The organism is Vibrio zhanjiangensis, from assembly GCF_030161235.1.
GTDB classification, from domain to species: Bacteria; Pseudomonadota; Gammaproteobacteria; order Enterobacterales; family Vibrionaceae; genus Vibrio; species Vibrio zhanjiangensis.
Window position 1 is genome coordinate 35,897 of the sequence record NZ_BSPW01000091.1, and the last position, 25,052, is coordinate 60,948.

Annotated in this window: 22 protein-coding genes and 1 pseudogene; 11 read left to right on the top strand and 12 right to left on the bottom strand. The window is 41.5% G+C overall.

Going from position 1 to position 25,052, the window contains the following annotated elements; genetic code table 11:
* Nucleotides 1-70: 70 nt before the first annotated feature.
* Nucleotides 71-538 (bottom strand): hypothetical protein, encoded by a 468-nt coding sequence (locus tag QQK21_RS19775; protein WP_284193890.1) that lies wholly within the window; start codon nt 536-538, stop codon nt 71-73.
* A 149-nt stretch (nt 539-687) separates the two neighbouring features.
* Nucleotides 688-1,341, bottom strand: coding sequence for an SH3 domain-containing protein (locus QQK21_RS19780; protein WP_284193891.1), 654 nt, complete (start codon nt 1,339-1,341; stop codon nt 688-690).
* A gap of 113 nt (nt 1,342-1,454) precedes the next feature.
* Between QQK21_RS19780 and QQK21_RS19785 the strand changes: the two genes are divergently transcribed.
* The 3 genes from QQK21_RS19785 to QQK21_RS19795 all read left to right on the top strand — a co-directional run bounded on the left by QQK21_RS19785 (nt 1,455) and on the right by QQK21_RS19795 (nt 4,755).
* Nucleotides 1,455-1,976, top strand: coding sequence for a hypothetical protein (locus QQK21_RS19785; protein WP_284193892.1), 522 nt, complete (start codon nt 1,455-1,457; stop codon nt 1,974-1,976).
* A gap of 198 nt (nt 1,977-2,174) precedes the next feature.
* Nucleotides 2,175-3,392: a molecular chaperone gene (locus QQK21_RS19790; RefSeq protein WP_284193893.1), complete on the top strand. Its 1,218-nt coding sequence runs from the start codon at nt 2,175-2,177 to the stop codon at nt 3,390-3,392.
* Nucleotides 3,393-3,591: 199 nt separating this feature from the next.
* Nucleotides 3,592-4,755, top strand: coding sequence for a hypothetical protein (locus tag QQK21_RS19795; RefSeq protein ID WP_284193894.1), 1,164 nt, complete (start codon nt 3,592-3,594; stop codon nt 4,753-4,755).
* 69 nt (nt 4,756-4,824) lie between these two features.
* On the opposite strand, the gene QQK21_RS19800 is transcribed toward QQK21_RS19795, so the two are convergent.
* Together QQK21_RS19800 and phhA are read right to left on the bottom strand one after the other, a co-directional pair.
* A complete protein-coding gene (locus QQK21_RS19800; RefSeq protein ID WP_284193895.1) occupies nt 4,825-5,154 on the bottom strand; it encodes a 4a-hydroxytetrahydrobiopterin dehydratase in 330 nt (109 codons plus the stop codon).
* The gene (phhA, locus tag QQK21_RS19805) at nt 5,147-5,938 is read right to left on the bottom strand and encodes a phenylalanine 4-monooxygenase (RefSeq protein ID WP_284193896.1); all 792 of its coding nucleotides are present in this window, start codon (nt 5,936-5,938) and stop codon (nt 5,147-5,149) included. The genes QQK21_RS19800 and phhA overlap by 8 nt, the downstream gene beginning before the upstream one ends.
* 202 nt (nt 5,939-6,140) lie before the next feature.
* Here phhA and QQK21_RS19810 point away from each other — a divergent pair, with 202 nt between their 5' ends.
* Nucleotides 6,141-8,162: an acetoacetate--CoA ligase gene (locus QQK21_RS19810; protein ID WP_431313147.1), complete on the top strand. Its 2,022-nt coding sequence runs from the start codon at nt 6,141-6,143 to the stop codon at nt 8,160-8,162.
* Between the two features lie 55 nt (nt 8,163-8,217).
* Here QQK21_RS19810 and QQK21_RS19815 read toward each other — a convergent pair whose 3' ends face one another.
* Nucleotides 8,218-8,796 carry a class I SAM-dependent DNA methyltransferase gene (locus QQK21_RS19815; protein ID WP_284193897.1) on the bottom strand — a complete coding sequence of 193 codons (579 nt, stop codon included), beginning with the start codon at nt 8,794-8,796 and terminating at the stop codon, nt 8,218-8,220.
* A 149-nt stretch (nt 8,797-8,945) separates the two neighbouring features.
* Between QQK21_RS19815 and QQK21_RS19820 the strand changes: the two genes are divergently transcribed.
* From QQK21_RS19820 to QQK21_RS19830, 3 genes are all read left to right on the top strand, one after another.
* Nucleotides 8,946-9,824, top strand: a complete 879-nt coding sequence (locus QQK21_RS19820; RefSeq protein ID WP_284193898.1) for a LysR family transcriptional regulator — start codon at nt 8,946-8,948, stop codon at nt 9,822-9,824.
* Nucleotides 9,825-10,069: 245 nt separating this feature from the next.
* The gene (locus tag QQK21_RS19825; protein ID WP_284193899.1) at nt 10,070-10,963 is read left to right on the top strand and encodes a cation diffusion facilitator family transporter; all 894 of its coding nucleotides are present in this window, start codon (nt 10,070-10,072) and stop codon (nt 10,961-10,963) included.
* Between the two features lie 300 nt (nt 10,964-11,263).
* Entirely contained in the window at nt 11,264-11,956 is a 693-nt protein-coding gene (locus QQK21_RS19830) for a response regulator (RefSeq protein ID WP_284193900.1), read from the top strand.
* Nucleotides 11,957-12,015: 59 nt separating this feature from the next.
* Here the strand turns inward: QQK21_RS19830 and QQK21_RS19835 are convergent, their stop codons facing one another.
* From QQK21_RS19835 to QQK21_RS19845, 3 genes are all read right to left on the bottom strand, one after another.
* On the bottom strand, nt 12,016-12,210 hold the full coding sequence (locus QQK21_RS19835) for a DUF1289 domain-containing protein (protein WP_284193901.1): 195 nt from the start codon (nt 12,208-12,210) through the stop codon (nt 12,016-12,018).
* Between the two features lie 54 nt (nt 12,211-12,264).
* Entirely contained in the window at nt 12,265-13,155 is an 891-nt protein-coding gene (locus tag QQK21_RS19840) for a mechanosensitive ion channel family protein (protein ID WP_284193902.1), read from the bottom strand.
* A gap of 127 nt (nt 13,156-13,282) precedes the next feature.
* On the bottom strand, nt 13,283-13,750 hold the full coding sequence (locus QQK21_RS19845; protein WP_284193903.1) for a DM13 domain-containing protein: 468 nt from the start codon (nt 13,748-13,750) through the stop codon (nt 13,283-13,285).
* A 508-nt stretch (nt 13,751-14,258) separates the two neighbouring features.
* Here QQK21_RS19845 and QQK21_RS19850 point away from each other — a divergent pair.
* Nucleotides 14,259-14,702: an exoribonuclease R gene (locus tag QQK21_RS19850; protein WP_284193904.1), complete on the top strand. Its 444-nt coding sequence runs from the start codon at nt 14,259-14,261 to the stop codon at nt 14,700-14,702.
* A gap of 72 nt (nt 14,703-14,774) precedes the next feature.
* On the opposite strand, the gene QQK21_RS19855 is transcribed toward QQK21_RS19850, so the two are convergent.
* The 3 genes from QQK21_RS19855 to QQK21_RS19865 all read right to left on the bottom strand — a co-directional run bounded on the left by QQK21_RS19855 (nt 14,775) and on the right by QQK21_RS19865 (nt 17,976).
* Nucleotides 14,775-15,497 (bottom strand): carbonic anhydrase, encoded by a 723-nt coding sequence (locus QQK21_RS19855; RefSeq protein ID WP_284193914.1) that lies wholly within the window; start codon nt 15,495-15,497, stop codon nt 14,775-14,777.
* Between the two features lie 251 nt (nt 15,498-15,748).
* Nucleotides 15,749-16,780, bottom strand: a complete 1,032-nt coding sequence (gene tdh / locus QQK21_RS19860) for an L-threonine 3-dehydrogenase (protein WP_284193905.1) — start codon at nt 16,778-16,780, stop codon at nt 15,749-15,751.
* A complete protein-coding gene (locus QQK21_RS19865; protein WP_284193906.1) occupies nt 16,780-17,976 on the bottom strand; it encodes a glycine C-acetyltransferase in 1,197 nt (398 codons plus the stop codon). Before QQK21_RS19865 ends, tdh begins: the two co-directional genes overlap by 1 nt.
* Nucleotides 17,977-18,270: 294 nt before the next feature.
* Between QQK21_RS19865 and QQK21_RS19870 the strand changes: the two genes are divergently transcribed.
* Nucleotides 18,271-19,200, top strand: coding sequence for a LysR family transcriptional regulator (locus QQK21_RS19870; protein WP_284193907.1), 930 nt, complete (start codon nt 18,271-18,273; stop codon nt 19,198-19,200).
* Nucleotides 19,201-19,435: 235 nt separating this feature from the next.
* Here the strand turns inward: QQK21_RS19870 and QQK21_RS19875 are convergent, their stop codons facing one another.
* Nucleotides 19,436-20,350 carry a DMT family transporter gene (locus QQK21_RS19875; protein WP_284193908.1) on the bottom strand — a complete coding sequence of 305 codons (915 nt, stop codon included), beginning with the start codon at nt 20,348-20,350 and terminating at the stop codon, nt 19,436-19,438.
* A gap of 454 nt (nt 20,351-20,804) precedes the next feature.
* On the opposite strand from QQK21_RS19875, the gene trpS reads away from it, so the two are divergent.
* Together trpS and QQK21_RS19885 are read left to right on the top strand one after the other, a co-directional pair.
* Nucleotides 20,805-21,833 (top strand): tryptophan--tRNA ligase, encoded by a 1,029-nt coding sequence (gene trpS / locus QQK21_RS19880; protein ID WP_284193909.1) that lies wholly within the window; start codon nt 20,805-20,807, stop codon nt 21,831-21,833.
* 572 nt (nt 21,834-22,405) lie between these two features.
* Nucleotides 22,406-24,994 (top strand): annotated as a pseudogene (locus tag QQK21_RS19885) (immune inhibitor A domain-containing protein); the annotation flags it as partial.
* Nucleotides 24,995-25,052: the final 58 nt, after the last annotated feature.

Consider the following 25,052-nt stretch of genomic DNA (forward strand, 5'->3'; position numbering starts at 1 on the left):
ACGCATTTCAATTATGAATATTTATTGATACGTCTACACGAGAAACAACTTGCAGTAAGGGGAAGTACGCTTAAGAAAAGTGGCCGTTAAGAGCCACATATAATGCGTTTGACTCTTTCCAACCCGAAATACGGTATTGAGAATTGAAATCAGCGCCAATTTGGCGACCATTTTGACTTGAAAAATAAAGCCGATGAGCAGAGAAAACTTTTGTTAACTTATCCAGAGAGTATCCATCACCAAACCTCTCTCCTTCAGCATCATTATCGTCGCGAACAGACGATTTATGACGACTCAATTGAGTTATGTTCAATAAGTCTACATCGGTATTATATTTTGATAATCTGGTAGGAGTCGGAACCTTGGATTGAGTAGATTTGGTCAATAACGCATTAGCGGTAACATTGGAGTACGAAGATTGGCCAAACCTTGAGCTATCATGCTTGGAGTATTCAGCCAGATATGACATCGCTTGCGATGGCAATGCCAAAGCAATCAATGCAATCCAACAAAGTAACGCGATAAAACGCTGAATCATTCACAACACCAATAAAATGGGACCTAGCAATCCTAATGTCTTGTGGTCCTATCGACAAATAAAAGTTTCTAAAAAGAGTGGTCCATTAAATCTGTTAATGCTCAGTAGAACATTATTTTAAAACGATGGCCATCAGTATAACACCTGAGTTATCGGTAAAAGATCTCCCCCGTCCGAACATCAAGATACACTTTATTGGCCTGTTTTATCCCGCCACAATAGACAAAATACACATCTCGATATTTAAATGCCAGTGAACGTACCCATCCGTGGGTTTCTTCAAAATCTTCCGGTGTGCATGTCTTATCTTTAAGCAGCTTGTCCGTCATTTTTACAAACATCTCAAAGTGTTGTTTAAAATCGTCTGATTTTTCAACATAACTGCTGACGGTTTCCACTCTCTCTTCTTTTGTTATCGTTGGCGCGATTTCAAGTAATGCCTCCATCGGAACCCATTCGGCAATCTCATCCCCACCCTCTTCATAAACATAGTAACGAGATATTCGCCCCCACCCATTTTTTTTCTCTAAGATATGGAGTTTTTCTCCACGATATACGACGCTCTCAACAAAGGCGTCATAGGTCGGCGCTTCTCGAACGCCAAGTTTAGGTGGACTGACATAATAATCTGTCACTTCGGGCTTAGGAGGACTATGTTCCTTCTGCTTCTCTACTATAGGTTCCGAGGATTTTTTATTCTTTTCTCTTTGCGCAGCTTCTTCGGCCTCTTGCTGTGGCTTAAAATAAAAAATGTAATATCCCCCACCAGCACAAGCAAGGCCTAATAACAGTAAAACGAACATCAATATCTTTTTCATCTTGGATCGGCGTCTTTTCTATACTTAAGTCATACTTCATCAATACTATAGCTAATATGACATTTTACAGGCTATATCTCACTATAGCGGCAACTTTAGTGTTCACTTTACCAATGGAGAGTGTTGCTGGGCATTGTGTCGAAGCAACATGGAACAAAGCGCTCAATTTGCAGCAGGAAGCCGAAGATTGGTATAACAAAAAAGCCCTTCTATTCAATCAGTTCTTGATCGCATACCAAAATCAGCCTCTACTGCATAAAACGTTTGACCAAGATGACATGCGTTCTTTGATACGGTCAAATAGCAAAATTCATCAAAAAAAACTAGACCAACAATTCGAAGCCTTAACCCTTACTGTTGCCCAAATTAACAATGAAGTATCACGTGTAAGAGAGCAGTCTGACATTGTAAAATTAGCTTATGCTAATTGGGCGAGTATATATGATCACTGTAACCAAGCTGGATTAGCAATCAACAGCGCCTCTAGCCAGAGATATATGCAGATCAATCAAAACATACTACAAGATACTAAAACTTTGCTTAATAAATATAAATTTCTATTAGATGTTTATGAAAAAGAAGTAAAGGTGCTAGAAAGTGGCTCACAGCAGAGGAATTGATTTTAATCCTCATTTATCAACAATATAGAATATGCTTCGTAGGTTTAAGACAAAGTAAGCTATGAATAATACATACCTGTATTACCTTACTTTATGAAATCACAACAAGTCAGAATAAATCTGACCTCTCATAAATCTCATTACTTTATACTCCTCCAAGCTCCGCTCCAAAACATTTCTAAAAGTAGGAATCTTGAAATGATTACCAATAACATAACCAACGCACTGTTCAGTGGCATCGAACAAAGTACTCCTCAAGTTGCTCCCAAAAATCTCGAGGCTTACCTTGCAACGATTGATAAAGGCCAAAAAAACCTAGAGAAAATCGACCCCTCTATTGCTCTACTCGACAACCAGCCAGCAGATTCCGAAGTCCTGGCTATGGTTGCAGCCCACCAAAAGCAAGTTGTCCAGTCGATGATGAGCAGTAATCCAGAAGATACTATTGCATTAACGCTTGCCGCAGGCATAGAAGCATATTCAAAGCAATTAGAGGATATACAAGCTTGGACCGAGGGCGGAAGTGCTGTTCTAGAACCAATGCTAGATATGATATACCAGTCTATCCTCGCTGACGGTGTTGATGGTACCGAATATGAGGACCTTATGCAGCTATTAGTGATCGATTTACTTATGCACTCTGATGAGTGGGGGTTAAACCTTACTGCTTTGCTTGGCAACGACTACGAAGTCTATCTAGCGCAAATTACAGAACACTTTGGCAGCGGTTTGCACGCACCATATGGCCAGTATGATAATCATCCACCAGAAGAAATTGTTGACTGGTTTTTGAATACACTAGTTACTTCTTTAACTCCATTGGTTCCAAACCCAATCCCAGATGATTCACTGACTGGCCAAATTCTCACATTTTACAATGACCCTACGAATCAAAAAGGACTAGAAGAATGTGCTGATAATTATTGGACAGATCCCAATGGTTTTATCAACGGTTCAGATGAATTAAGTTCTGAAGATTGTGAGAGACTGAGCCCAACATTAAAAATAATCATACTTGCTGACGCAGCAGACAAAGGAACAATTACAGCAGAACAATGGGACCGGTTAATCATGGGTGATGTCAGTGATTTCGAAGAATTATTGGGAATCCCTGATGGTGAACTGGGGCTCTACTTAATGGATATTGATGGATGGGCTCCAAGCCCTGGGGCTTCTGGTAGTGGTGCTGGCGACCATGTAGAAACCGATCGTTATCCTGACTTTACCGGAAGCGCTGGAATTTACCCAGACGATCTCATTGAAGTTCTGGACACGTTTCCAGGCAGAGAACTCACTGATGCAGAACTCGAAGAAGTAAACCGCATTGGCGATCAGGTAAAAATGCTGCAACAGACACTTAAATATTGGTTACAAATTTGCCGTGATGAGCAAATGGCCATCGCTCGTAACATCTAATTCTTAACTGGGTTATAGAGTATCTGAAGTATCAATTTCAGGTACTCTGTACTTAAGTATTTTCACAAAAAACCATATTATTCAATCAAAAAACTTAAGTTCATAAAATCTCACTTTAAATCCGTCTAACCATTTAAGAGATACCTCTATAATCTTGCAAATTAGTATTTTCCCATCTCACTATGCTAGGAATCTCGGAATGATAACCAATAACATAACCAACGCTCTACTCAGCGGCATTGAGCAACAGACTCCTCAAGTCGCTCCACAAAACGTTGAGACTTATCTTGCAACGATTGAAAAAGCTCAAAAAGACCTTGAGAAAGTCGACCCTGCAATTGCACTAGTTGATGAGCAGCCAGCAGATTCTGAAGTTCTGGCTATGGTTGCAGCCCACCAAAAACAAGTTGTTCAATCCATGGTGAGCAGTAACCCTGAGGATGCGATTGCATTAACTATTGCAGCAAGTATTGAAGCCTACAGTGCTCAACTTGAAGCAATAGAACAACAAACTAAGGGCTTAGGAGCATTTGAAGATGCCATGGAAGTCATGTGGGAAGATATATCCCAAACATCTCCATTAACGGGATATGCCTTGGAAGACGCCTTCCAACTTGTTCTTATGGACGTGTTAATCCATGCCGATGACTACCACTTATCGACTGAAGACATGAATACACTACAACGTTTTATGGAATGTGGTGGTTCAGGAATGCATGGCTCTCACGAATACTATAATGGTGATGATTTTGCCGACGATATCGCTAGCTTATTTAACAGCATTTACAACCAAGCACCACCTGATAGCCTTGCGTATACAATTACTCGTTCTATGAGCAGTCAGTCCAATTGTCCTGATGCTTTAGTACAGCAATTTGAAGACAACTGGGGGAATTTGGACCAATGGTATGACGACTGGAATAATGGCGTTGGTGAAGTATCTCCATTAATGCGTATGGCATTACTCTCTAGTGTACTAGCTGACGAGTCTATAGAACTCACCTCCGAAGAATATAATATGTTTCTTACCGGTAGTTTGTCTGATATTGATGCCTTTATGACAGATCACTACGGCAAAAATACAATCACTTACATAAATAGTGACCTTGACGGCTGGAATTATTACTATACTACTAGTCCCAACGAAGGCACTGGTTATGGTATGAATTTCTGGTCTACACAAGGCGTCACGGTAGATTACTTCACGGAATTGTCCAAAAATCTACCTGCTCGGCCTCTCACCGACGAAGAACTGAAAGAAATCAACCGAATTGGTGATCAGGTAAAAATGCTGCAACAAACACTTAAATATTGGTTGCAAATTTGCCGTGATGAGCAAATGGCTATTGCTCGAAACATCTAGGTCTGAACGGCCATCTACATAAAAAAGGCCTGAAGCGTTGGGGGAACTGTCGCTTCAGGCCACAAAGATTTAAAGTAGACGGTCACATTTGGCAGCACAAATAAAATCGTTACGGTGTAATCCCTTTATAGCATGACTCCACCAAGTTACCGTCACCTTACCCCACTCAAGTAGGATTGATGGATGATGAAATTCATCTTCTGCTAGCTGAGCTATTTTATTTGAAAAGTCCCATGCTAACTGAAAATTCTTGAATTTATATACTTTTTCGAGTTGTGGAATATCGTTACGCACTACAATCTGCCAGTTGTCTAACTCAGTAAGCAAAAGCCTCTGCTCTTCACTCGTTAGTGCTATAGACTCTGGGCTGCAAGCTTCACAACGTAATTCGTTAAGCATGTGTTTTTTCCTTTGATTCAAATAATGGGGGAAGGAGTCCGGCCTTCATAGCCTGATGAACATGAGTCATTAGGTTCTCTTGGCTCAACTGATACAAGTGTTCGATGTCGTTTAAGAAAAAATACGCTGGTTGCATTATATCAATACGATAAGGTGTGCGTAGTACAGTTTGAATATCAAACTCTTCTCTAACTGGCCTTTCATCATCAAGGGCATACAGTGTTTCCCCTGGCGAAGACAAAATGCCTCCACCGTAGATTTTAAAGCCCTGCCCCTCTCTCACTAAACCAAACTCAACAGTGAACCAGTATAGCCTTGCAAGATATACTCGCTCTTTGCTGTCTGCGTCTCTGCCCAACTTACCGTACGTTTCAGTAAAACGGGCAAATTCCGGATTGGTCAGCATAGCGCAATGGCCAAAAATCTCGTGAAAGAAATCCGGTTCCTGCAAATAATCAAACTCTTCACGCGAGCGCAGAAAGGTCGCGACTGGAAACTTTTTCTCCGCAAGCAAAGCAAAAAAACGATCAAAGTTTATCAGTGCAGGTACAGGTTCAACTTTCCAACCAGTTTCTCTTTGCAATATGTGATTGATTTCTGGCAATTGAGGAACCCGTTTGACAGGCAAATTCAATAACTCTAAACCGCGCAAGTATTCCTTACATGCACGCTCGTTAACTAGAGATAATTGACGTGAAACCAAATCATGCCAAATTTGGTCCTCTTCACGGCTCCAATCGACAAACCCCTGTTTATCAACTGGTTTAGAAACGTACTCGCTCATCGCAACGCTCTTTAACAAATCCTTTACATAAAGCCTATCGTCTGACTAAATCGGTGACAATCGACGAGTTGCGATCCTCACCACCGAGATATGTAACATTTTATTTACACCGTTGTAATTTCTTCTTAATTATCAGGGATATGATCTATAAGTGATTTGTTTGACTTTGGCAGCCTTTAACACAAAACTTAGCCATGTTGTAATGGAAACCACCCAAGACGAGGAAGTCATGTCTAGCCAAGATACCGCCACACCTATTTGGAAACCTAGTAGTCAACGCATACAGGCATCTAACTTGCACCAGTTCATCAAGCATATCAATATGCAGGGCGAAGCGTTCGAAACCTATTCTGACTTACTCCAGTGGTCGATAGAAAATGCAAAGCACTTTTGGTCGAACTTATGGCAGTACTGCGATGTCATCGGCTTTAAGGGCGATTGTATTTACGGCGAAGGTGTTGCTCGCTGGGAATCATTTTCACCCAGTCGTGACACGATATGGTTTCCACAAGCGAGATTGAATTATGCCGAAAACCTACTCTCATACGCATTTCAGGAACCAGAATCCGTCGCCATTCTTTTCAGGAATGAACGCGCAGAAGAGCAAAGCCTGACTTGGCAGCAGATCTGCGATCAAGTATCCATTGTACAACAATGGTTAAAACAAAATGGCGTCGGGACTGGTGATGTTGTCGCTGGTTATTTGCCTCACATGCCAGAAACGGTCATCGCAATGCTCGCCACGACCAGTTTGGGAGCTATTTGGACCTCTACCTCACCAGATTTCGGAGTTGACAGTGTCAACGAACGCTTTGGTCAAGTTCAGCCTAAAGTGTTATTTTGCTGCAATGGTTATAGCTTCAATGGAAAAGTCTTCGATATGGAGGATAAAAATCTTCAGATTGCAGACAGCATTGCAAGTATCCAACATGTGTGTTGTATTCACTACCTAGCGATGACTGAAAATAGTGAAGAGATAAAAGATAAGGTGCATGATTGGGAGTCAATCTTATCTAGCTATCTTCCACGCACTGTCGAGTATCAACGTATTGGCTTTAACGAGCCTCTGTTCATCCTATATTCGTCAGGCACCACTGGTAAACCCAAATGTATCGTTCACTCAGTTGGAGGCACGATACTTAATCATCTGAAAGAACATCAACTCCATTGTGATATACAACCACGCGATAGAGTCTTTTATTACACAACATGTGGCTGGATGATGTGGAACTGGCATGTATCAGCGCTAGCCAGCGGTGCAACACTTGTTATATATGATGGTAGCCCAATGTACCCGTCCGAAAACGTTCTCTGGGAGCTGGCGGAGCGATCTCAAGTTTCACTTTTCGGGACATCAGCCAAGTACCTAGAAGCACTTGAAAAGTCACAATACTCTCCCATTCAACATCACGAATTAAAGTACCTAAAAACCCTGTGTTCTACTGGTTCAGTGCTTTATCCAAATCAGTTTGATTTTGTGTATAGCCAGATTAAAACAGATCTTCATCTCGCCTCGATTTCGGGTGGCACCGATATATGCGGCTGTTTTGTTATCGGCAACCCCATCTCCCCTGTATTTCGTGGAGAATGTCAAGCCCCCGGCCTAGGTCTTAACGTACAAGTCTTTAACGAACAAGGCCAGACTGTGGTCAATCAGCGTGGTGAGCTTGTTTGCCTTAACAGTTTTCCAAATCAGCCTCTAGGTTTTTGGAGGGATAGTGGTGAACGATATCACAAAGCCTATTGGGACAAATATCCCAACACTTGGCATCACGGTGATGATGTAGAAAAAACAACCAATGGCGGGTTAATATTTTATGGTAGAAGTGATACTACCCTTAACCCTGGTGGAGTACGTATTGGTACCGCGGAAATATATCAACAAGTCAACCGACTGCCCCAAATCAAAGACTCTATTGCCGTCGGCCGGTCGGTTGATGGGGATGAGCGCGTCGTTTTATTCGTTCAATTGGATGATGACCATCTCCTCGATGATGCGCTGATTGCAAGGATCAAGTTAGAGCTTAAAACCAAATGTTCACCAAGGCACGTGCCCGCCGAGATATACGCCATAAGCGATATACCAAAAACCAAATCAGGAAAACTTGTCGAGATGGCGGTAAAACAAGTACTGCATGGAAAAGAAGTCAAGAACAAAGGAGCCATAGCAAACCCTCTAGTCCTAGAGGAAATTGCTCAATATGCTATTCAAACCGCGTGTTAATCAATCTACGCCCAAATCCAACAGTTTGGGCGTAAAACTAAAAATTCACTAAGCGTTACTTTTTTGCCGTCGCCATCAAAACTGTCAACTTACCTCTTGGGGTATCAATGCTAAATGGGGTGGTTACTTCCACCTCATCAAAACCAACGCTGCTCAATACTTGCAACACATGTCTTGGGTTCATCGTCCCCTCTTGGTCATCCTCAGAAAACCAATCCCAATGAACAAAGTAGTTGCCTTTATTCAATAAGCTATAAACAATATCAGCAACATCGGAATAATTCGGCAAGAAACTACAGACCGATGAAGCCACCACCAAGTCAAACTGATGACGAAATGCTGGATGCATCGCCACTAAACCCCGACTAAGAGTATCAACCACAGGCTCTACATTTTTGAGCTGCTTACTATCCAGTTGCTCTATCATTGCTTCTGAACTGTCCAACGCAACAATATCTTTTACCAGCGGAGAGAGCTTTTGACTTAACAACCCAGTGCCACACCCAAAGTCAAGCACTCTCGTACTCTGGATATCAACAACTTGTTGAAGAGATTCAAAGGCTTTGTCCGCATACAAGAGCGCAGAGGGCTCATTTTCCCACTCTACCGCGTAATCGTCCCAGCTTATGGCCATCCTCATCTCCCTGTTACTTCCCAATTAGGCACCGAACAAGATTACCAAAACTACATTAAATTCATAGCTTTTAGCTTCATAAAACAGACAACATTTGTGTATTCTTATAACATATATGCGTACACACACTAATGAAGTAACAACCTAAGATGAATCTATCGCAAATTGAAGCCTTTTGCACCATAGCAGACACCGGATCGGTTTCAGAGGCTGCTCGCCAGCTAAATTGCAATCGAACAAAGCTTAGTATGTCTATAAAAGCATTAGAAAAAGACCTAGATATAGAGCTTTTTGCCCGGACGGGTAACCACCTTACGCTCTCTGAAGCCGGTAAAGCCATCTATAAAGATTGTGAAAATTTGCTGGTTACTGTATCTCGCATTCGACAAACTTGTGCTCAAGTTTCAGGAGAGTTTAACGCAGAAGTATGGATAGCAAGAGATGACTCTCTTCCCAATGAGATGTGGCAAGAATTCTCACACAAACTCAATAATATGTTTCCCGCAACCTCATTTAACATAGTACTCGCCTCCAGCGGTGATCTGGCGAATTTAGTCACCACTCAACAAGTAGATTTTGCCTTTGGTGTTGATTATGAACGAATAGACGATCCTCTGATTACCTACCATCCATTAGGGAAGATTCGCCTAATGTCGGTATGTAAAGCCGAGCATAAATTGAGTCAAATGCATCGTGTATCAGACGAACAACTACGCAATGCTATGCAGGTTGTCATGGTTTATCTTAACGAAAAAGATAACCCAGAACTTCAACCATTTTCATTGCGTCATATTGGGTTTTCAAGCTTTGATAATATGTTAAGTACCATTCTTACTGAAGATGCTTGGGGAGTTCTCCCCGAACCTCTTATCCGTCATTACCTCCGTCGACAAGAACTCGCGGTAATAAAACATACTTATGGATTAACACAAGAAGACTATTGTATGTTCACTGCTGCAGGAATGGCTGAACATCCCGGAATGTCATGGTTAGCCGACAGGCTAAATGAGTACTTATTTGACTTCTAATCCCATCAAGATATCAACAAAAAAACACGCTTTGGGCAGCCAACATCGTTCATCTTGATAACTATATTTACAAAAAGGACACTCAGCGACAAAATTATTGGCGCATGAAATTTGATTTATCTCATTGAATAATATTAGAAAATAATCTTACCACTCATCTTGTGGCCAATTTTAATACAAATCGTGTTTGTAAATCCTGTCTTTAACGAGAAGAATAAGAGTATGTATTTAACAGAGACTTCTCTATGTGTGCCCAAACAAGCTTGAATGAAAAACGAGTCCTTATTTTTTCAGCGCTTTTAGCATCAGGCTTTGCCGTAGGTGGACTCGTTCTTGGCACACTTGTAGGCTCATTAGTCATCGTTTTTGATGGGGTTTATTCTTCCGTCAGCTTGGTGTTAACTTTATTGTCGCTGGCAGTATCAAAGTATATACAAAGTCCATCCCGACATCATTTCCCTTTCGGAAAAGCGGTGTTGGAACCTGTTGTGATTGCGGTTAAAGGTAGCGTCATCCTCATCATTGTGAGTTACTCACTCTACTCTGCTGTCCTAGCGCTGTTTACTGGAGGCCGTGAGGTTGATGCTTCCATCGCGAGTTTGTTTGGGGCTATCAATGTTGTGGGCTGCGGTTACGCTTGGTGGCATATTGCTATGAAGTCCAAGCGATTCTCTTCTGGATTAATTCAGGCTGAAGTTAAACAGTGGCAAATGGATACTCTTTTAAGTGTAGCGGTAACATTAGGCTTTGTTTTAGCATGGGCAATAACACTGTCTCCATTTGAAAGCTACGCAGTCTATGCAGATCCTATGATGATGATCCTGATGTCTTTTTACTTTATCAAAGTACCTGCTGACATGTTAAGAGGCTCCATCCGAGAAATGCTTATGATGGCTCCGAGTACAGATATACTCGACGTTGTCGACCGCGAAGTTGACGCTTTGGATAAGCAAGTTAAACAACACATTGAAGTCGATGCTGTCACAAAAGTGGGACGTGAACTGAGAGTCAGTCTAAATGTTCATTCGGATGACAAGCAACTTGCTATTGCAGACATAGAAAAAACTCGGCGAATCTTGAGCGATAAACTGTCCAAGCTCCCACTTGATTTAAGGCTTAATCTCAATATCGCCACGTAATGTGCTATTCAAATTGCCTTATAATAATTTCAATCTGAGAATCAAAATAAATGCTCTCCCACTAACGACACATAGACAGTGGGAGTTTTCTTTGTATCGCTCCCTTCTATAAAACCATTTTAATCGTGATAATTACCTGATTTTTATATATATTTTAAAAAATCCAGCCATAAGAAATCATATATATACGAATAACGATATTTTCATATCTTTAATCTTCATTATGGTTCAATTCTTGCTAAACAAATACTAATTGAAAATGCGTAGAAACTAATCGACTGATATAAAAGAGGAAAATGTATGGCACAATTTGAACCAGACAAATTCACAATCTTGGTCGTAGAAGACAACAACGTATCCCGAAAATCGCTGATAGGTATGCTTTTTAAGAGTGGTTACGAGAACATCTTAAGTGCACCAGATGGACAAACCGCAATAGAAAAAATCGAATACAATCACGTTGACCTCGTGGTGACTGACATTAACATGCCCCATATTAATGGATTACAGCTTATTAAGGCGATACGTACAGATAAAACACACGCTACCCCAGAGACCAGTATCATCGCTGTGACCTCCTTGTCTGATATAGAGACAATATCTGCTTGCATGAGGCTCGAAATCGATGCCTTTTTACCCAAACCTGTAGCGGTGAAAGATGCTCGTCAACAAATTGAACAAGCTGTGACCGGCCACACTGAGCTCTATCAGCAACATCTTTATGAAGAAATAGAAACCGATCTCAGCCGCAAAACAAACAATCAAACGAGTGCTCTTAGAAAGAAAAATACCGGTCAGATTACCACACTCAATAGCCTTTACGATTTACGTTCTGGCATGACGTTGGTGGGCGATATCTTTGCACAGAATGGAGGATGTCTTGTAAGAGCAGGCACTCAACTTGACGGACGATTAGTAAAACGATTGTGTGAGCTAAAATCAATTATCGCCAAGCAACCAATTCGAGTTGAGCTCGAAATTGCTGACGCCTAGCCTTGCTTAGTTACAAGGCACCAGATTGAGCTCAACGAGGACGACAATAAGAACGTTAGTTAACTTTTGCGCTTCTTATCTAGGGCCTTTCTGCGTGTGTCACAACGAGCTATCACCCTTGCCTTATCTTGGGCACTATAAGCGCTCCATTCTAGAATTTCATCCAAAGTACGATAACACCCAAGACATATATTTTTTTCATCTAGGCAACACATACGAACACATGGTGATGGTACGTCCTTGTCCTTATTCACATGTATTTCCTACTCTAAGACCCTGTACATGTGAGTGAACGACAAATAAGCGGTCTAATTCTGTATTTCAACATTATGCTCCTGAAGACCCCATTCCACTCTCTCTTCTTTTGGCTTGAACTTATTCTCATACAAAACCATAAAATCTTGCCTAATTTTCTGTTCAAGGTGGTTGGCTTTATCTGTTGGACAAAAAAGCATGAAATGAACAACTTGCTCTCCTGTTGGTGTACTATTTATGTGGACATGCGGTTCAGCGCCAGGCAAATCGACACCTGCATGTTTTTCAATCATAGCATTGTATCGAGTCGCCACTTCACTGAAGTAATGACAATGTTCTTCGATCTTAGCGATCATATCGGGTAGTAAAGGATACAAGTTAACAAATTCGGCGACGACTATCGAAAAATTGTGAAAAACATAACGCTTCATGAAATTTAGATTTTTTACTGGATAAGTAAAAAACATGCTATTGGGCAATGTTGCGGTTTTTCCCGTGTAGTTATATTGCCCATGATGCAAATCAATTTCTTGGATAACCGTCGCCATCATATTATGCTCAATGACTTCGCCACACAATTTGCCGACTTCAATCCAATCCCCTATACGAAAAGACCGGGAACTCGCACGTTGAATAGAACCCGTGAAACAAAGAATGATCTCTTTTGATGCTACCACAATCGCAACGGCGATAGCGGTTACCGACAAGGCAAACTGATTGATTTCCGATTTCCAGAGTACAAAAAGTAGAAAAACCGTAATGGCGAAGGCACCATTTTTTGTTCTCGACATCCAGCTACGCTGCTTTTCAGTCACAAAAGCGACATCGCCTCGAATCTTGAACAAGACAAATTTTCTGACAATAACGACAAGCCCAATAATGAGTAATGTGAAAATAAACTTGTTAGTCAGAAGAAAATCGGTAATGAGATGCAAATTCTCCATTCTAAGCTCCCTATCCAAGCAAATAACATAAGGTCAGGCCCCATAAAAGGCCCTCACTCTAAAGCAACCGATCTAACATGCCAAGTTTTATCAATTCACTCTGTAAAATACTGGAACCGCATCATGGTTACTGAAAACGCGCTGAGGTAATAAATTCACCAAAGCTCTCACACCAAACCACCACAGTGTTGTACCGAGAGAGCTCCAGCTCTTGAGGAAGGGTAAGTGCAAAACGGTCAAACGTTTTTATATCACCGATTTTCGCCATTTTGTGCTTGTATCGATTAAACTCCTTTTCTGTTTCAATAAATTGTGGTGATAAATACAGCTTATAGTCTGGGCCGGGGGCCAGTTCCCCAATAAAAGCAATCTGTTGCCCACTAATCGATACTGAACCCTCACCCCAATGGAAAAAATCACTGTCTTCACGCTCACGTTGGAAAGTCGCGGTATAAATTGCGTTGTTAGTAACACTTTCAACAGAGCTCATAGAAGGAGAATCTGGTTGGATAAGTATCGGTAAAGTGTAAACGCCAATAGCGAACCCTAACCCACCACAAACTAAATGTGTAAACAGAAAACCAATTTTTTTCATTCCAAGACCTAAGATGAGTTTGTCTTTATAAAAAGCCAGCAATATGAATAATTAGATAATAGATACCCTATAAATATCTGCTCTTTCCTAGTGAGTGTTTTCCTACAAAAATCACAATACTAGCAGTCTGACTGGAAGTATGTGTGCATTATATAGGGCGATAATAACTGGATTAGCTGACACCATTGCCTTTATTGATATGCACATAATTGACATGAAACAATAGACAAGGATCACAAAAACGAATATGGAATTAAACACATCACATATTAATGTTTGCAAATTAGCGTCAGCCATCTAGCTTTATAACTGTATCAACTAACGTACTCGTGAACTAAGTATTCGCGAACAACGTCAGAGGCTAGTTCCAAAACAAAATAGCTTTAGCCCCACTTTTACGTGGGGCTATTTGTTGGAAGAAATCGTACCAATTCCCGACAGGTTCTGTTGGATTTCTACTTAGTGCGCTATAGAATACCCATCAACTATCAGCAACACTGGCAATTTTGTGGAACGCGACTATACCCTCTCATATTTGAAAGTAACCCCGAAACATGATTTAGAAGAATTAAGTCTTAAAATGCTCCATCGCCTGATAGACGAGCAGTCAATGACAGAGCTTTTTACATTTGATAGTGAGGAAACAGATTCTGAAGATAAGTTCCAGCAAGCGCAATTTGATGCCCTGCTGAGAATGAGTGCAATAGCATTAAGTCAGTTACCTGCTCTTTTTGCTGAATCCGAAAATTCAATGCAGAATATTCAACGCATGCAGCGATTACTACTGTGGCATTTTTACGCCGTGTCTTTCAAATTGGAGCAAGCTATTACGCTGGAAACACACTGCAAGCATGCAGAAATTTTGCTTGAAAATGCGCCATTAAACGCCCTAGAGTGGGTAGCATGTTTGACAGATTTACTTCGACAGTACGCACAAATAGCTGAGCAATAAACGCTGAATATCAATAGGCTCTGTAAGCAAGTTATACCCATTCATCACAGAACCTATTTTAAACGAGTTCAATTAATCATCTGAAAGTACAACTCGCGCATTGTGGTCTTGCAACGGACGATTATTTTCCCCCATCACCGCCTGCATCTTTTGTACTTGTTCCGAAGTCAGACTCTGCTGCGATTGAGCCACTATCCATCGAACGCCCTCAGAACATGGGGGTGTCGTCAACGATCCGTTGAAACGGTAATATTTGGCCATTTTAGGCAACATATCCTTAACCGGAAATGCTTGTTTCAATTGGACGGTTTGATGGGTTTGGGGCATGGAATCAATCAGCTTACCTATCTGGCTATTCTCACTTTTATCTACTGCATACATCACAGATAAAACGGCAAGATTACCTGATTTGTCTGCATTAACAAAATGCGCCTCTAAAGGGTAACTTTGACCTTTTATGTGGTTTTCAGAAGGGGTGTGAAAATGAAATTGTGCCAAGTTAAATTCTATACCATCGATAGAAAAAACATTATCGCCACTTACAACCGCCTGTAATGTATGACCGTTGTTCGTTAAACCCGTTACCATACCATTATAGTGAATATCTAATGACTGTAGCTCTGCCTCAACCGTGTCGCTAATATCAATTGGGCTTTGGTTTTTACCCTCAGCACACGCTTTTGCAAACTCTCCCCAATGTTCGGGACCTACATCATCCTTATATCCCCATTCTGTCGCTTGTGTGATGCCACACACCGAGACAGCCAAACTGACTGCCAATATTGTTTTCCTTATCATATTCTTCCCTTCTCTATAGTGAGTTATTTGTCAAAAAATGCGGGAATCATAAGTCGAATACAAAACTGGCGAATAGTAAAAGATCGTAAAACAAAGCAATTAAATATGAATGTGGTGTACAAAGAAAAAAGAATAAAATGTATGCTTTTATCACTTGTAAATTGGATACAAAAAGAAGGCAGCTAAGCAGAAGTACTTAGCCGCCTTTTTATTCCTACAGTCTGAAGCTAAAAATTGCTAAAACTTCGCTACTGCCAATCGAGTATTACCTTACCCGACTGACCTGAACGCATGGCATCAAAGCCTTTTTGGAAGTCATCAACGGTGAAGTGATGAGTAATAATAGGGGTAAGATCTAAGCCAGATTGAATCAAGCTTGCCATCTTGTACCATGTTTCAAACATCTCTCTGCCGTAGATACCTTTTATCACAAGACCTTTGAAAATCACTTGGTTCCAATCAATACCCATATCGGATGGAGGAATACCTAAAAGAGCAATGCGTCCACCATGGTTCATTGTTTTGAGCATACTACTAAACGCGGATTGAACACCTGACATTTCAAGACCAACATCGAATCCTTCTGTCATACCCAATTCTGTCATCACATCTTGTAAGCTCTCATTGGCAACATTGACGGCGCGAGTTACGCCCATTTTGCGTGCAAGCTCCAAGCGATACTCGTTAACATCGGTGATCACGACATGGCGAGCGCCAACATGCTTAGCGACAGCCGCTGCCATAATACCGATTGGTCCAGCGCCCGTAATAAGCACATCTTCACCAACCAAATCAAACGATAAAGCGGTGTGAACTGCATTACCAAAGGGATCAAAAATCGACGCGAGATCATCGGAGATACCATCAGGAATCTTAAAAGCATTAAATGCAGGAATCACTAGATACTCGGCAAAGGCACCTTCACGGTTGACCCCGACACCAACGGTATTACGGCATAAATGCGTACGGCCACCACGACAATTTCGGCAATGTCCACAGGTAATATGCCCTTCTCCGGAAACTCGATCTCCAATTTCGAAGCCCCGAACTTCTTGACCAATACCAACGACCTCACCCACATACTCATGACCAACAACCATAGGAACAGGAATTGTATTTTGTGACCATTCATCCCAGTTATAGATATGAACATCTGTACCACAAATGGCTGTTTTCTTTATTTTGATGAGTATGTCATTATGTCCAGGTTCCGGAATATTCACTTCCGTCATCCAGATACCTTCTTCTGGCTTCAGTTTTGACAGGGCTTTGATTTTCATTATTTGATGATCTCCATATCTCGGCCAACTTGAATAAATGCATCAATCGCTCGATCCAATTGCTCACGAGAATGTGCCGCTGACATTTGCGTACGAATACGAGCTTGTCCCTTAGGCACAACAGGGAAGGAAAATCCAACGACATAAATGCCTTTTTCTAAGGCACGTTCAGCAAACTCAGCTGCAACTTTTGCATCACCTAACATAATAGGGATTATCGCGTGATCAGCTCCGGCTAGAGTAAAACCCGCTTCCGTCATACGGCTACGGAAATGCTTAGCGTTTTCCCATAAACGGTCACGAAGATCACCGCTTTCTTGAAGAAGGTCTAAAACACGTATAGACGCGTTTACAATTGCGGGTGCAACCGAATTAGAGAACAAATACGGACGTGAACGCTGACGTAGCCAATCAACCACCTCTTTCTTCGCAGAGGTATAGCCACCAGAAGCTCCACCCATTGCTTTACCAAGCGTACCTGTGATGATATCAATACGGTCAACAACGTCGTGATACTCGTGGGTGCCGGCTCCAGTTTTCCCCATAAAGCCAACTGCGTGAGAATCATCAACCATTGTCAACGCACCATATTTTTCCGCTAAATCACAAATGGCAGGTAAGTTGGCTACCACACCATCCATAGAAAACACACCGTCTGTCACAACTAAGATGTTGCGTGCCCCGGCCTCTTTTGCGGCAATTAATTGCTGTTCCAATTCTTGCATGTTGTTGTTTGCATAACGAAAACGCATTGCTTTACACAAACGTACACCATCAATAATGGAAGCATGGTTTAACGCATCTGAGATAATCGCGTCTTCTTTATCAAGAATAGTTTCAAAAAGGCCAGCGTTTGCATCAAAGCAAGAGGTATAAAGGATCGTATCTTCTTTACCAAGGAAAGTAGACAACTTCTGCTCAAGTTCCTTGTGAATATTTTGAGTTCCGCAGATAAAACGGACAGACGCCATGCCGAAGCCATATTGTTCCATTCCAATCTTGCCGGCTTCAATCAATTCAGGATGGTTTGCAAGTCCTAAGTAGTTGTTTGCACAAAAGTTTAACACTTCTTCGCCGGTCGAAATTTTAACAGCGGCCTGTTGTTGAGAAGTAATGACACGCTCAGATTTGTATAGACCTTCGGTCTTTACCTCTTCAATTTGTTGCTTGATTTGGTCGTAAAATGCAGAAGCCATGTTAAATTCCTTGGTTGTTATTGTATGAAGTATTGAACCATTGCCGTCTTAGCACACGTAAAAGCCATAGTATAGCTGCGGTAATAAGTTCAGAGCGTAAGTGTAATCTAAGCGACAGATTTGCATTATCCCGCCTACTGGAAAAACATTATTGAAACCTAGGCACAAATAGTGCTTTTTTATGACGTGAATCACATGGTAGTATGGAAGTGGTGCAATGTTCAGCTTAAAGAATGCGTTAGCCACCATTGAATGTTGACTGATTGCAAAAGTGTATTTGTTCATGGTGTTGATATGGTTAACTCAAAACTTATTGCTCTACTTCCAGACCTTGCTTCATTCATTTTAATTGTCGATGAAGGTAGCTTTACTGCCGCAGCGAAGAAGCTTAGTGTGACACCCTCTGCACTCAGTAAACTCATCACACGTTTGGAGAATGCTCTCTCAGTCAAGTTGTTTGAACGCACCACTCGCACCTTGCTCATAACACCAACGGGTCAGCAGATATACGATCAAGCGATTGTCATGGTCAATGCTGCACAAAAAGCTTGGGAGCTATCAACGACAGACCACACTCAACCAACCGGAGCACTCACTGTTGCAGCACCTGAAGCTTTCCTTAACTCCGTTTTACAACCTTTTGTGGTCCCCTTTTTACATCAGTATCCTGAAATACAGCTTAAATTGCGTGTCGCAGATGGGGAAATTGACCTATTAAAAGATGGTATTGATGTCGCTTTTAAACTCACCGACAAACCGGATGAAAACTTAGTTTTGAAAGAGATAGGCAAAACTAATCTTGTACTGTGCGCCAGCCCTGAATATATCAAAAATAAAGGCATACCTATTCACCCGACAGAGTTAGTCAACCACGATTGCCTTTATCTGGCAGAAACAAGGCGTGACAATGTCTGGGATTTTTTCAAAGATGATGAATTCCACTCTATTGCCGTTTCAGGACGATATGCCGTTAATCACTCACAAATGCGTTTAAATGGAGTGAAACAAGCACTGGGGATCGGTATATTTCATGACTTTGTTATTGCCACGGCGATTGAATCACAAGAGGTCATCCCTATCCTCTCAGACTGGACTATCAAGAGTAACTATCACGGTGCTGTTGCGATGCAGTACGCTCAGACAAAGTACATGCCCGCTCGTCTACGTGTTTTTATCGATTACATCAGCAGAGCGTTAAATGAAAAACTTAATCCAACCATTTAAGCTGTCACCACGTGATGCCAAATAAGCGAGCTGGCCAAGTCACTTGCCCCTGTTCAATCAAGTCGTAAACGGTGAAAAACACACCACATATCACCGCAAGTTTAATGAGCCTGTAAACCACCCTGATTACCATACCCTTTTGTTGCAAATTTGCTTTGAGACGCTTGATATCTCTAATATGGGCATCTTGTCAAGTGAAGACTCGCGCTACAGCACTACTCAACATGTTATTTCATTAGATATTGGCGATAAATTTGTAAAAACGCCGAGAAAATATCGACTTGGGTACCTTAGTCAATAAAATACCGCCGAGTAAGGGCACAAGTAGTATTAACGATTGTAGTGATAAAACCTCACCGTTCACATAAGCAGATATAAACAGAGCAACGACGGGGAAAATCAGAAAGCAGATAGATGCTTGAAATGGCGTAGAAACCTGTCCTAACTTAAAGTAGGCAACAATCCCGCCAACACTTGCCACTAGCCCTAAGTACGCGACTGCGGACACTGACTCGGTACTAAACGCATGATAGTCAATGTTTTCTCCCATGAAAGAGACAACGAAGAGCAATAGTGAAGCAACAAAGCAAGGTATCGCATTATAAGTCAGTACTTGAATGTCTTGACAATATTTCTGCACCAGTACATACATGACAGCGTGAATAGCAACAGCCATCCCAAGACAAATACTGCCGATCAGATAATCGGTACCACCTAGCTGCATCTCAGTTCCGAGAATAAGCGACAAACTCACTACCGCGATGACAAGGCCAAACAGCTGATGCTTTGCTAAGCGTAACCCCAGAAACAAGCCAGACATCAACATAACAACAACTGGCATATTAGCAAAGATTATCGACGCCAGCCCAGATGATATGTATTGTTCTCCATAGATCATCAAGGTAAATGGAATAGCAAAATACATCATGGCGACTATCAGTATCCACGGCCCCTTCCCTCTGGGAAACAGCAAAGGTTGTCCAAACAGTTTAGCTAACGCTGCTAACAACGGGGCAGCCAGCAAGAAACGCATCGCCGTTGCAAAAATAGGCGGGATGGTTTCCAGTGCGACCTCCATAGCAAACCAAGTGGTTCCCCAAATTAAACAGACGGAAAGAAAAAGCAGATAAGATACAGACTTCGAATTCATGGGAACATTCACCTAATAACAAACCGACAGAGTAAACACTACCTTGTAGTGAACTTAAGACGTGTCACAGTATACGAATTTAACGAGAGAATGTTTTTATCTTGTTATCTATCATTTTTCATATTTTCAAAAAATAAATCTATAAAAAAAGCCAAAAGAAGAAAAAACTTCCTTAGCTTTACCACACAATAGTATCATTATTTACTTTGTGGATTTGAATTTGTTTTACTCAATTGATGACGAATGTTACATATTGACCCTTATGATCACCTATGGTAGCTTTTTCAATATGAACTTACGCATACAACTATCGTTTCAGACTAATTGGTGGCGCTCTCTTTAAGAGCAGCCAAGACTTTTTTCGTCCTTATGCTGCTGGAATAACAGCATAAGGCGGCATCATACCTTTGAATTATCTCCAGTAGCCAAGAATTAACAGCCGGAGAACTCATTCATGAAAAATCTAACCAATACCATCCAAAATCAGATCATATTGACAGGTGATCGCGCGACTGGTCCACTTCACCTTGGCCATTATGTCGGTTCACTGCAGCAACGAGTAGAACTGCAGAAACACAATGACCAAACAATACTGGTTGCGGATATGCAAGGCCTGACCGACAATGCCACCAACCCTTCCAAGGTTTCCTCTAACATACTTAATGTTGTTGCAGACTATTTGGCCGTAGGTATTGAACCAACACAAACCACCATTTGTTTGCAATCACAACTGCCAGCATTGTCTGAAATTACAATGTATTATAGTAACTTAGTCACAATTGCTAGACTTGAACGTAACCCAACGGTAAAAGCAGAAATAGTAAGCAAAGGATTCCAACGCTCGATACCGGCAGGCTTTTTAACCTACCCAATATCTCAAGCTGCAGATATCACCGCATTTAATGCATCACTCGTCCCCGTTGGAGACGACCAGTTACCTATGATCGAACAAACGAATGAGATTGTTCGAAAAATAAACTCACTTGCTGGAAAGAAGGTACTAACTGAGTGCCAGCCATTACTCAGTAAATCATCTCGGTTACCAAGTACTGATGGTAAAACTAAAATGTCAAAAACAATGGGCAACACCATTAATCTAGGTTCAAGCCCTAAGCAGATTAGTGCAGCAATCAAATCTATGTACACAGACCCAATGCATCTTAAAGTTAACGACCCAGGTAGAGTTGAGGGTAATGTGGTGTTCACTTACCTTGATGCGTTCCATCCAGATGCATCCTATGTAGACAAACTAAAGCAACATTATCGCGCTGGTGGACTTGGGGATGGTGAAACAAAACGAATCTTAGAAGAGTGCCTACAAGAAATCTTAAAACCTATTCGACAAGAACGCAGCAAATTACTGTCTGAACCAAACTATCTATTAAGAATATTACAGCAGGGAAGTGAGACAGCTAGACAAAAAACTGAGCGGGCATTAAACGACATCAAAAACGTCTTTGGCTTGAATCTATTTAAGTGTTAAATATCTTGCCACGAGTGTCTATTTCAAAAGGCCAGTCGCAATTGTAAGGACCGGCTTTTGAACCGCTCCCAAATACACAATTCGTTGTTCACATATTGTGTTGAACTGTAGATCAAAGTCTTGCCGTTCAAAAAACAGCCATTGCATTTTATAATTCATAGTTATATTTTGTTAAAAAACATAAGCAGTTGATAAAAATAAAATGCACTTTCTGGTTTGTTTGTTAATGATCATAGCTTTCCCCGTTCTTGCAAATCCACAACCCAATGACGAGAAACTTATTAATTCGCTCATAGAACGTAATGTTATATGTGCCGATCAATCCTATGATGAAAAGTTAAGATCTCTTCAGATCTATCTCGCTAATAGATTTAGTAGCGATAAAAGTATCGACCATGACACTAAGCAAACTACCGGTGAGAAACTCGAGAATAAACAATGCATTTCAGCGCCAAAGGACTAACCATTGAAGTGCATTTGAGAATCTCCCTCCGTCAGGGGAGTTGTTCACGCAACGTTATAACCACAAATAAAAGTGGTATTTGGCTGTAAAAATATAATAAGGAAATAATATGGCTTGCATAAGGAAAACATTGCTAGCAACAGCAGTGATGGCACTATTTAGTTCTAGTAGTAACGCGAAAACACCTATAGATTTAGGTGTAATGAATGAAGAAAAAATTATCGAGATGCTAGAAAGGAAAGGTATTCTTGATAAAAACTCTTCCGTTGAAGAACAAAAACTTGCTCTCAACAACTACCTAAATAAAAAACTCGGTAATGATTTTAAAGGAGATGCTCAATTCGGTAAAAAGGCTCTTGAAAAGCGAGCAAAAATACTGAAGTCAATTGAAGCCAATAAAGGCCAACATAAAGCACATATATTTGCCTTTGACTTATCAGATAAACGCACTGATAAAGTTTTAGCTGTACTAATCGACTTCCCAGATCTTCCATGGAACGACAACCGGCTTACTTCTGAGCATACCGAAATGCTCTATGAAAGTTATAAACCGGAACACTATCAAAACTTACTCTTTTCTGATGCTGGCTACCTAGGGCCCAATGGAGAAAACCTCATCTCTATGCGCCAGTATTATGAAAGTGAGTCAGGCAAAAGCTACAGCGTTATGGGACAGGCAGCAGGCTGGTACCGTGCCTCAAAAAACGCCGCATTCTATGGCGGTAATTCTCCATCAACAGATAACGACCTGAATGCACAAGAGTTGGTTCGAGAAGCCCTCAATCAGTTAGCTCAAGACCCAAGTATTAATCTGGCTGATTATGATATTGAAGATCGCTATGACTACGACCAAGATGGGAACTTCCATGAACCTGATGGTGTAATAGACCATTTGATGGTTTTCCATTCATCTGTGGGTGAAGAAGCCGGTGGTGGTGTACTAGAAGACGATGCCATCTGGTCACACAGATATAACCTTGGGCAATATCATGTCCTAGAAGGAACCACCAGCACAGTGCCAAGCCGTTTTGGTGGCAGCTATGCCGCTTTCGATTACACAATCCAGCCGATTGATGCCGCAGCAGGTGTATGTTCACATGAGTACGGGCACGACTTAGGCCTTCCTGATGAATACGATACTCAATACACGGGTAAAGGAGAACCTGTCTCGTATTGGTCAATCATGTCATCTGGTAGCTGGGCTGGCAAAATTGGAGGTACTCAACCGACCGCATTTAGCTCTTGGGCCAAGCAATTTTTGCAAGAGTCGATTGGAGGCAACTGGATTGTTAATCAAACACTGTCTGTGGATGAGCTCACCGCTAAAGGTCAAGAAATTACGCTTCATCAAACCATAGACAATGAAAAGCAAAATATGGTGCGTATTGATCTCCCCATTAAACGTACTGAAGGACAAAAACCCTACTCTGGAAGCTTTGGCTTTCATTCAGGTAAAGGCGATGATCTAAAAAATTCCATGTCGAGAGAAGTTACCCTTCCAGAAGCATCCAATTTGAAATTGGTATTTAAGGCATGGTATCAAATCGAGAAAGACTATGATTTTGCCCGAATTCTTATCAATGGCCAGCCAATTGCTGGGAACATTACGACTCTAGATGATCCCAATACCACGGGCCTAGTCCCTGCTATTTCTGGTGAATCTAACGGCTGGATCGACGCAGAATTCGACCTTTCGGAGTGGTCTGGGCAAACCATCAAGTTAGGCTTTGACTATGTCACAGATGGTGGTTTGGCAATGGAAGGTCTGCATCTTGACAACATTGAGATTATCGCTGATGGCGTGGCAACATTAATCGACGACGGTGAAACAGAGTCAAGTTTTGCATTAAACGGTTACCGGCTAAATAACGGATTCAACGAAGCACAGCACTACTATCTGTTGCAATGGCGCAGTCACAACGATGTTGATGAAGGCCTTAACAACATTAAACGCTTTGGTAGCTTAATGTCATTTGAACCCGGACTAATCGTTTGGTATGTCGATAATTCCATGACAGACAACTGGGTTGGGAAACACCCAGGTCAAGGCTGGTTAGGGGTTGTCGATGCTGACCAAAATGCCATGATTTGGGAAAAATCAGGTTTAGCTGCACAAACTCGCTATCAACTCCGTGATGCAAGCTTCTCTCTTCAAGATCAAACACCCATGACTCTTGAGAACAAAGAAGGTGACGTACTTCGCGATGTCAGCTTACTCGGTAACGCATATTTTGCCGATAATGAAGATTACTCCAATCCTCAGGCACCAGACGCTGGAAGACTACTGACCGAGCACGGTGTGGCTATCGAGGTTATCGAACAAGCAGCTGACAATACATATGGCGTTATCCGTGTATCAAAAACACCTGAGCCTAATCAGCTTCCAGTGGCAGCCTTCACCCTATCAATAGATGGAATGACAGTGACTGCAAGCAATATGAGTTCAGATTCAGATGGAAGCATCGTTGACTATAATTGGGACTTTGGCAATGGTGAAGCCAGTAAAGAAGCGTCGCCTACTTGGACCTATCTCAATGATGGTCGTTATACGGTTTCTCTCACTGTTACTGATGATCGTGGCGATCAACACACCGCAACAGAAACCATTTTTGTTGAAGACGGCAACATTCTACCTGAAGCAACGGCTAAATATATTCATATTGGTCGACTAGTAACAATGTGGTCAACAAGTTCAGAAGTGGCCCCCGATTTTCGGACATGACTTTAAGTGATTGATCTGTTTTGATAGTACCCAG

Bases quoted from the DNA above. Each gene is read 5' to 3' on its own strand.
- QQK21_RS19780 (WP_284193891.1), bottom strand. From the start codon at position 1,341: ATGTTCGTTTTACTGTTATTAGGCCTTGCTTGTGCTGGTGGGGGATAT.
- QQK21_RS19870 (WP_284193907.1), top strand. From the start codon at position 18,271: ATGGTTAACTCAAAACTTATTGCTCTACTTCCAGACCTTGCTTCATTC.
- QQK21_RS19830 (WP_284193900.1), top strand. From the start codon at position 11,264: ATGGCACAATTTGAACCAGACAAATTCACAATCTTGGTCGTAGAAGAC.
- QQK21_RS19845 (WP_284193903.1), bottom strand. From the start codon at position 13,750: ATGAAAAAAATTGGTTTTCTGTTTACACATTTAGTTTGTGGTGGGTTA.
- QQK21_RS19800 (WP_284193895.1), bottom strand. From the start codon at position 5,154: ATGCTTAACGAATTACGTTGTGAAGCTTGCAGCCCAGAGTCTATAGCA.
- QQK21_RS19820 (WP_284193898.1), top strand. From the start codon at position 8,946: ATGAATCTATCGCAAATTGAAGCCTTTTGCACCATAGCAGACACCGGA.
- QQK21_RS19810 (WP_431313147.1), top strand. From the start codon at position 6,141: ATGGAAACCACCCAAGACGAGGAAGTCATGTCTAGCCAAGATACCGCC.
- trpS (WP_284193909.1), top strand. From the start codon at position 20,805: ATGAAAAATCTAACCAATACCATCCAAAATCAGATCATATTGACAGGT.
- QQK21_RS19775 (WP_284193890.1), bottom strand. From the start codon at position 538: ATGATTCAGCGTTTTATCGCGTTACTTTGTTGGATTGCATTGATTGCT.
- QQK21_RS19840 (WP_284193902.1), bottom strand. From the start codon at position 13,155: ATGGAGAATTTGCATCTCATTACCGATTTTCTTCTGACTAACAAGTTT.
- QQK21_RS19875 (WP_284193908.1), bottom strand. From the start codon at position 20,350: ATGAATTCGAAGTCTGTATCTTATCTGCTTTTTCTTTCCGTCTGTTTA.
- QQK21_RS19795 (WP_284193894.1), top strand. From the start codon at position 3,592: ATGATAACCAATAACATAACCAACGCTCTACTCAGCGGCATTGAGCAA.
- QQK21_RS19825 (WP_284193899.1), top strand. From the start codon at position 10,070: ATGTGTGCCCAAACAAGCTTGAATGAAAAACGAGTCCTTATTTTTTCA.
- phhA (WP_284193896.1), bottom strand. From the start codon at position 5,938: ATGAGCGAGTACGTTTCTAAACCAGTTGATAAACAGGGGTTTGTCGAT.
- tdh (WP_284193905.1), bottom strand. From the start codon at position 16,780: ATGAAAATCAAAGCCCTGTCAAAACTGAAGCCAGAAGAAGGTATCTGG.
- QQK21_RS19790 (WP_284193893.1), top strand. From the start codon at position 2,175: ATGATTACCAATAACATAACCAACGCACTGTTCAGTGGCATCGAACAA.
- QQK21_RS19865 (WP_284193906.1), bottom strand. From the start codon at position 17,976: ATGGCTTCTGCATTTTACGACCAAATCAAGCAACAAATTGAAGAGGTA.
- QQK21_RS19815 (WP_284193897.1), bottom strand. From the start codon at position 8,796: ATGGCCATAAGCTGGGACGATTACGCGGTAGAGTGGGAAAATGAGCCC.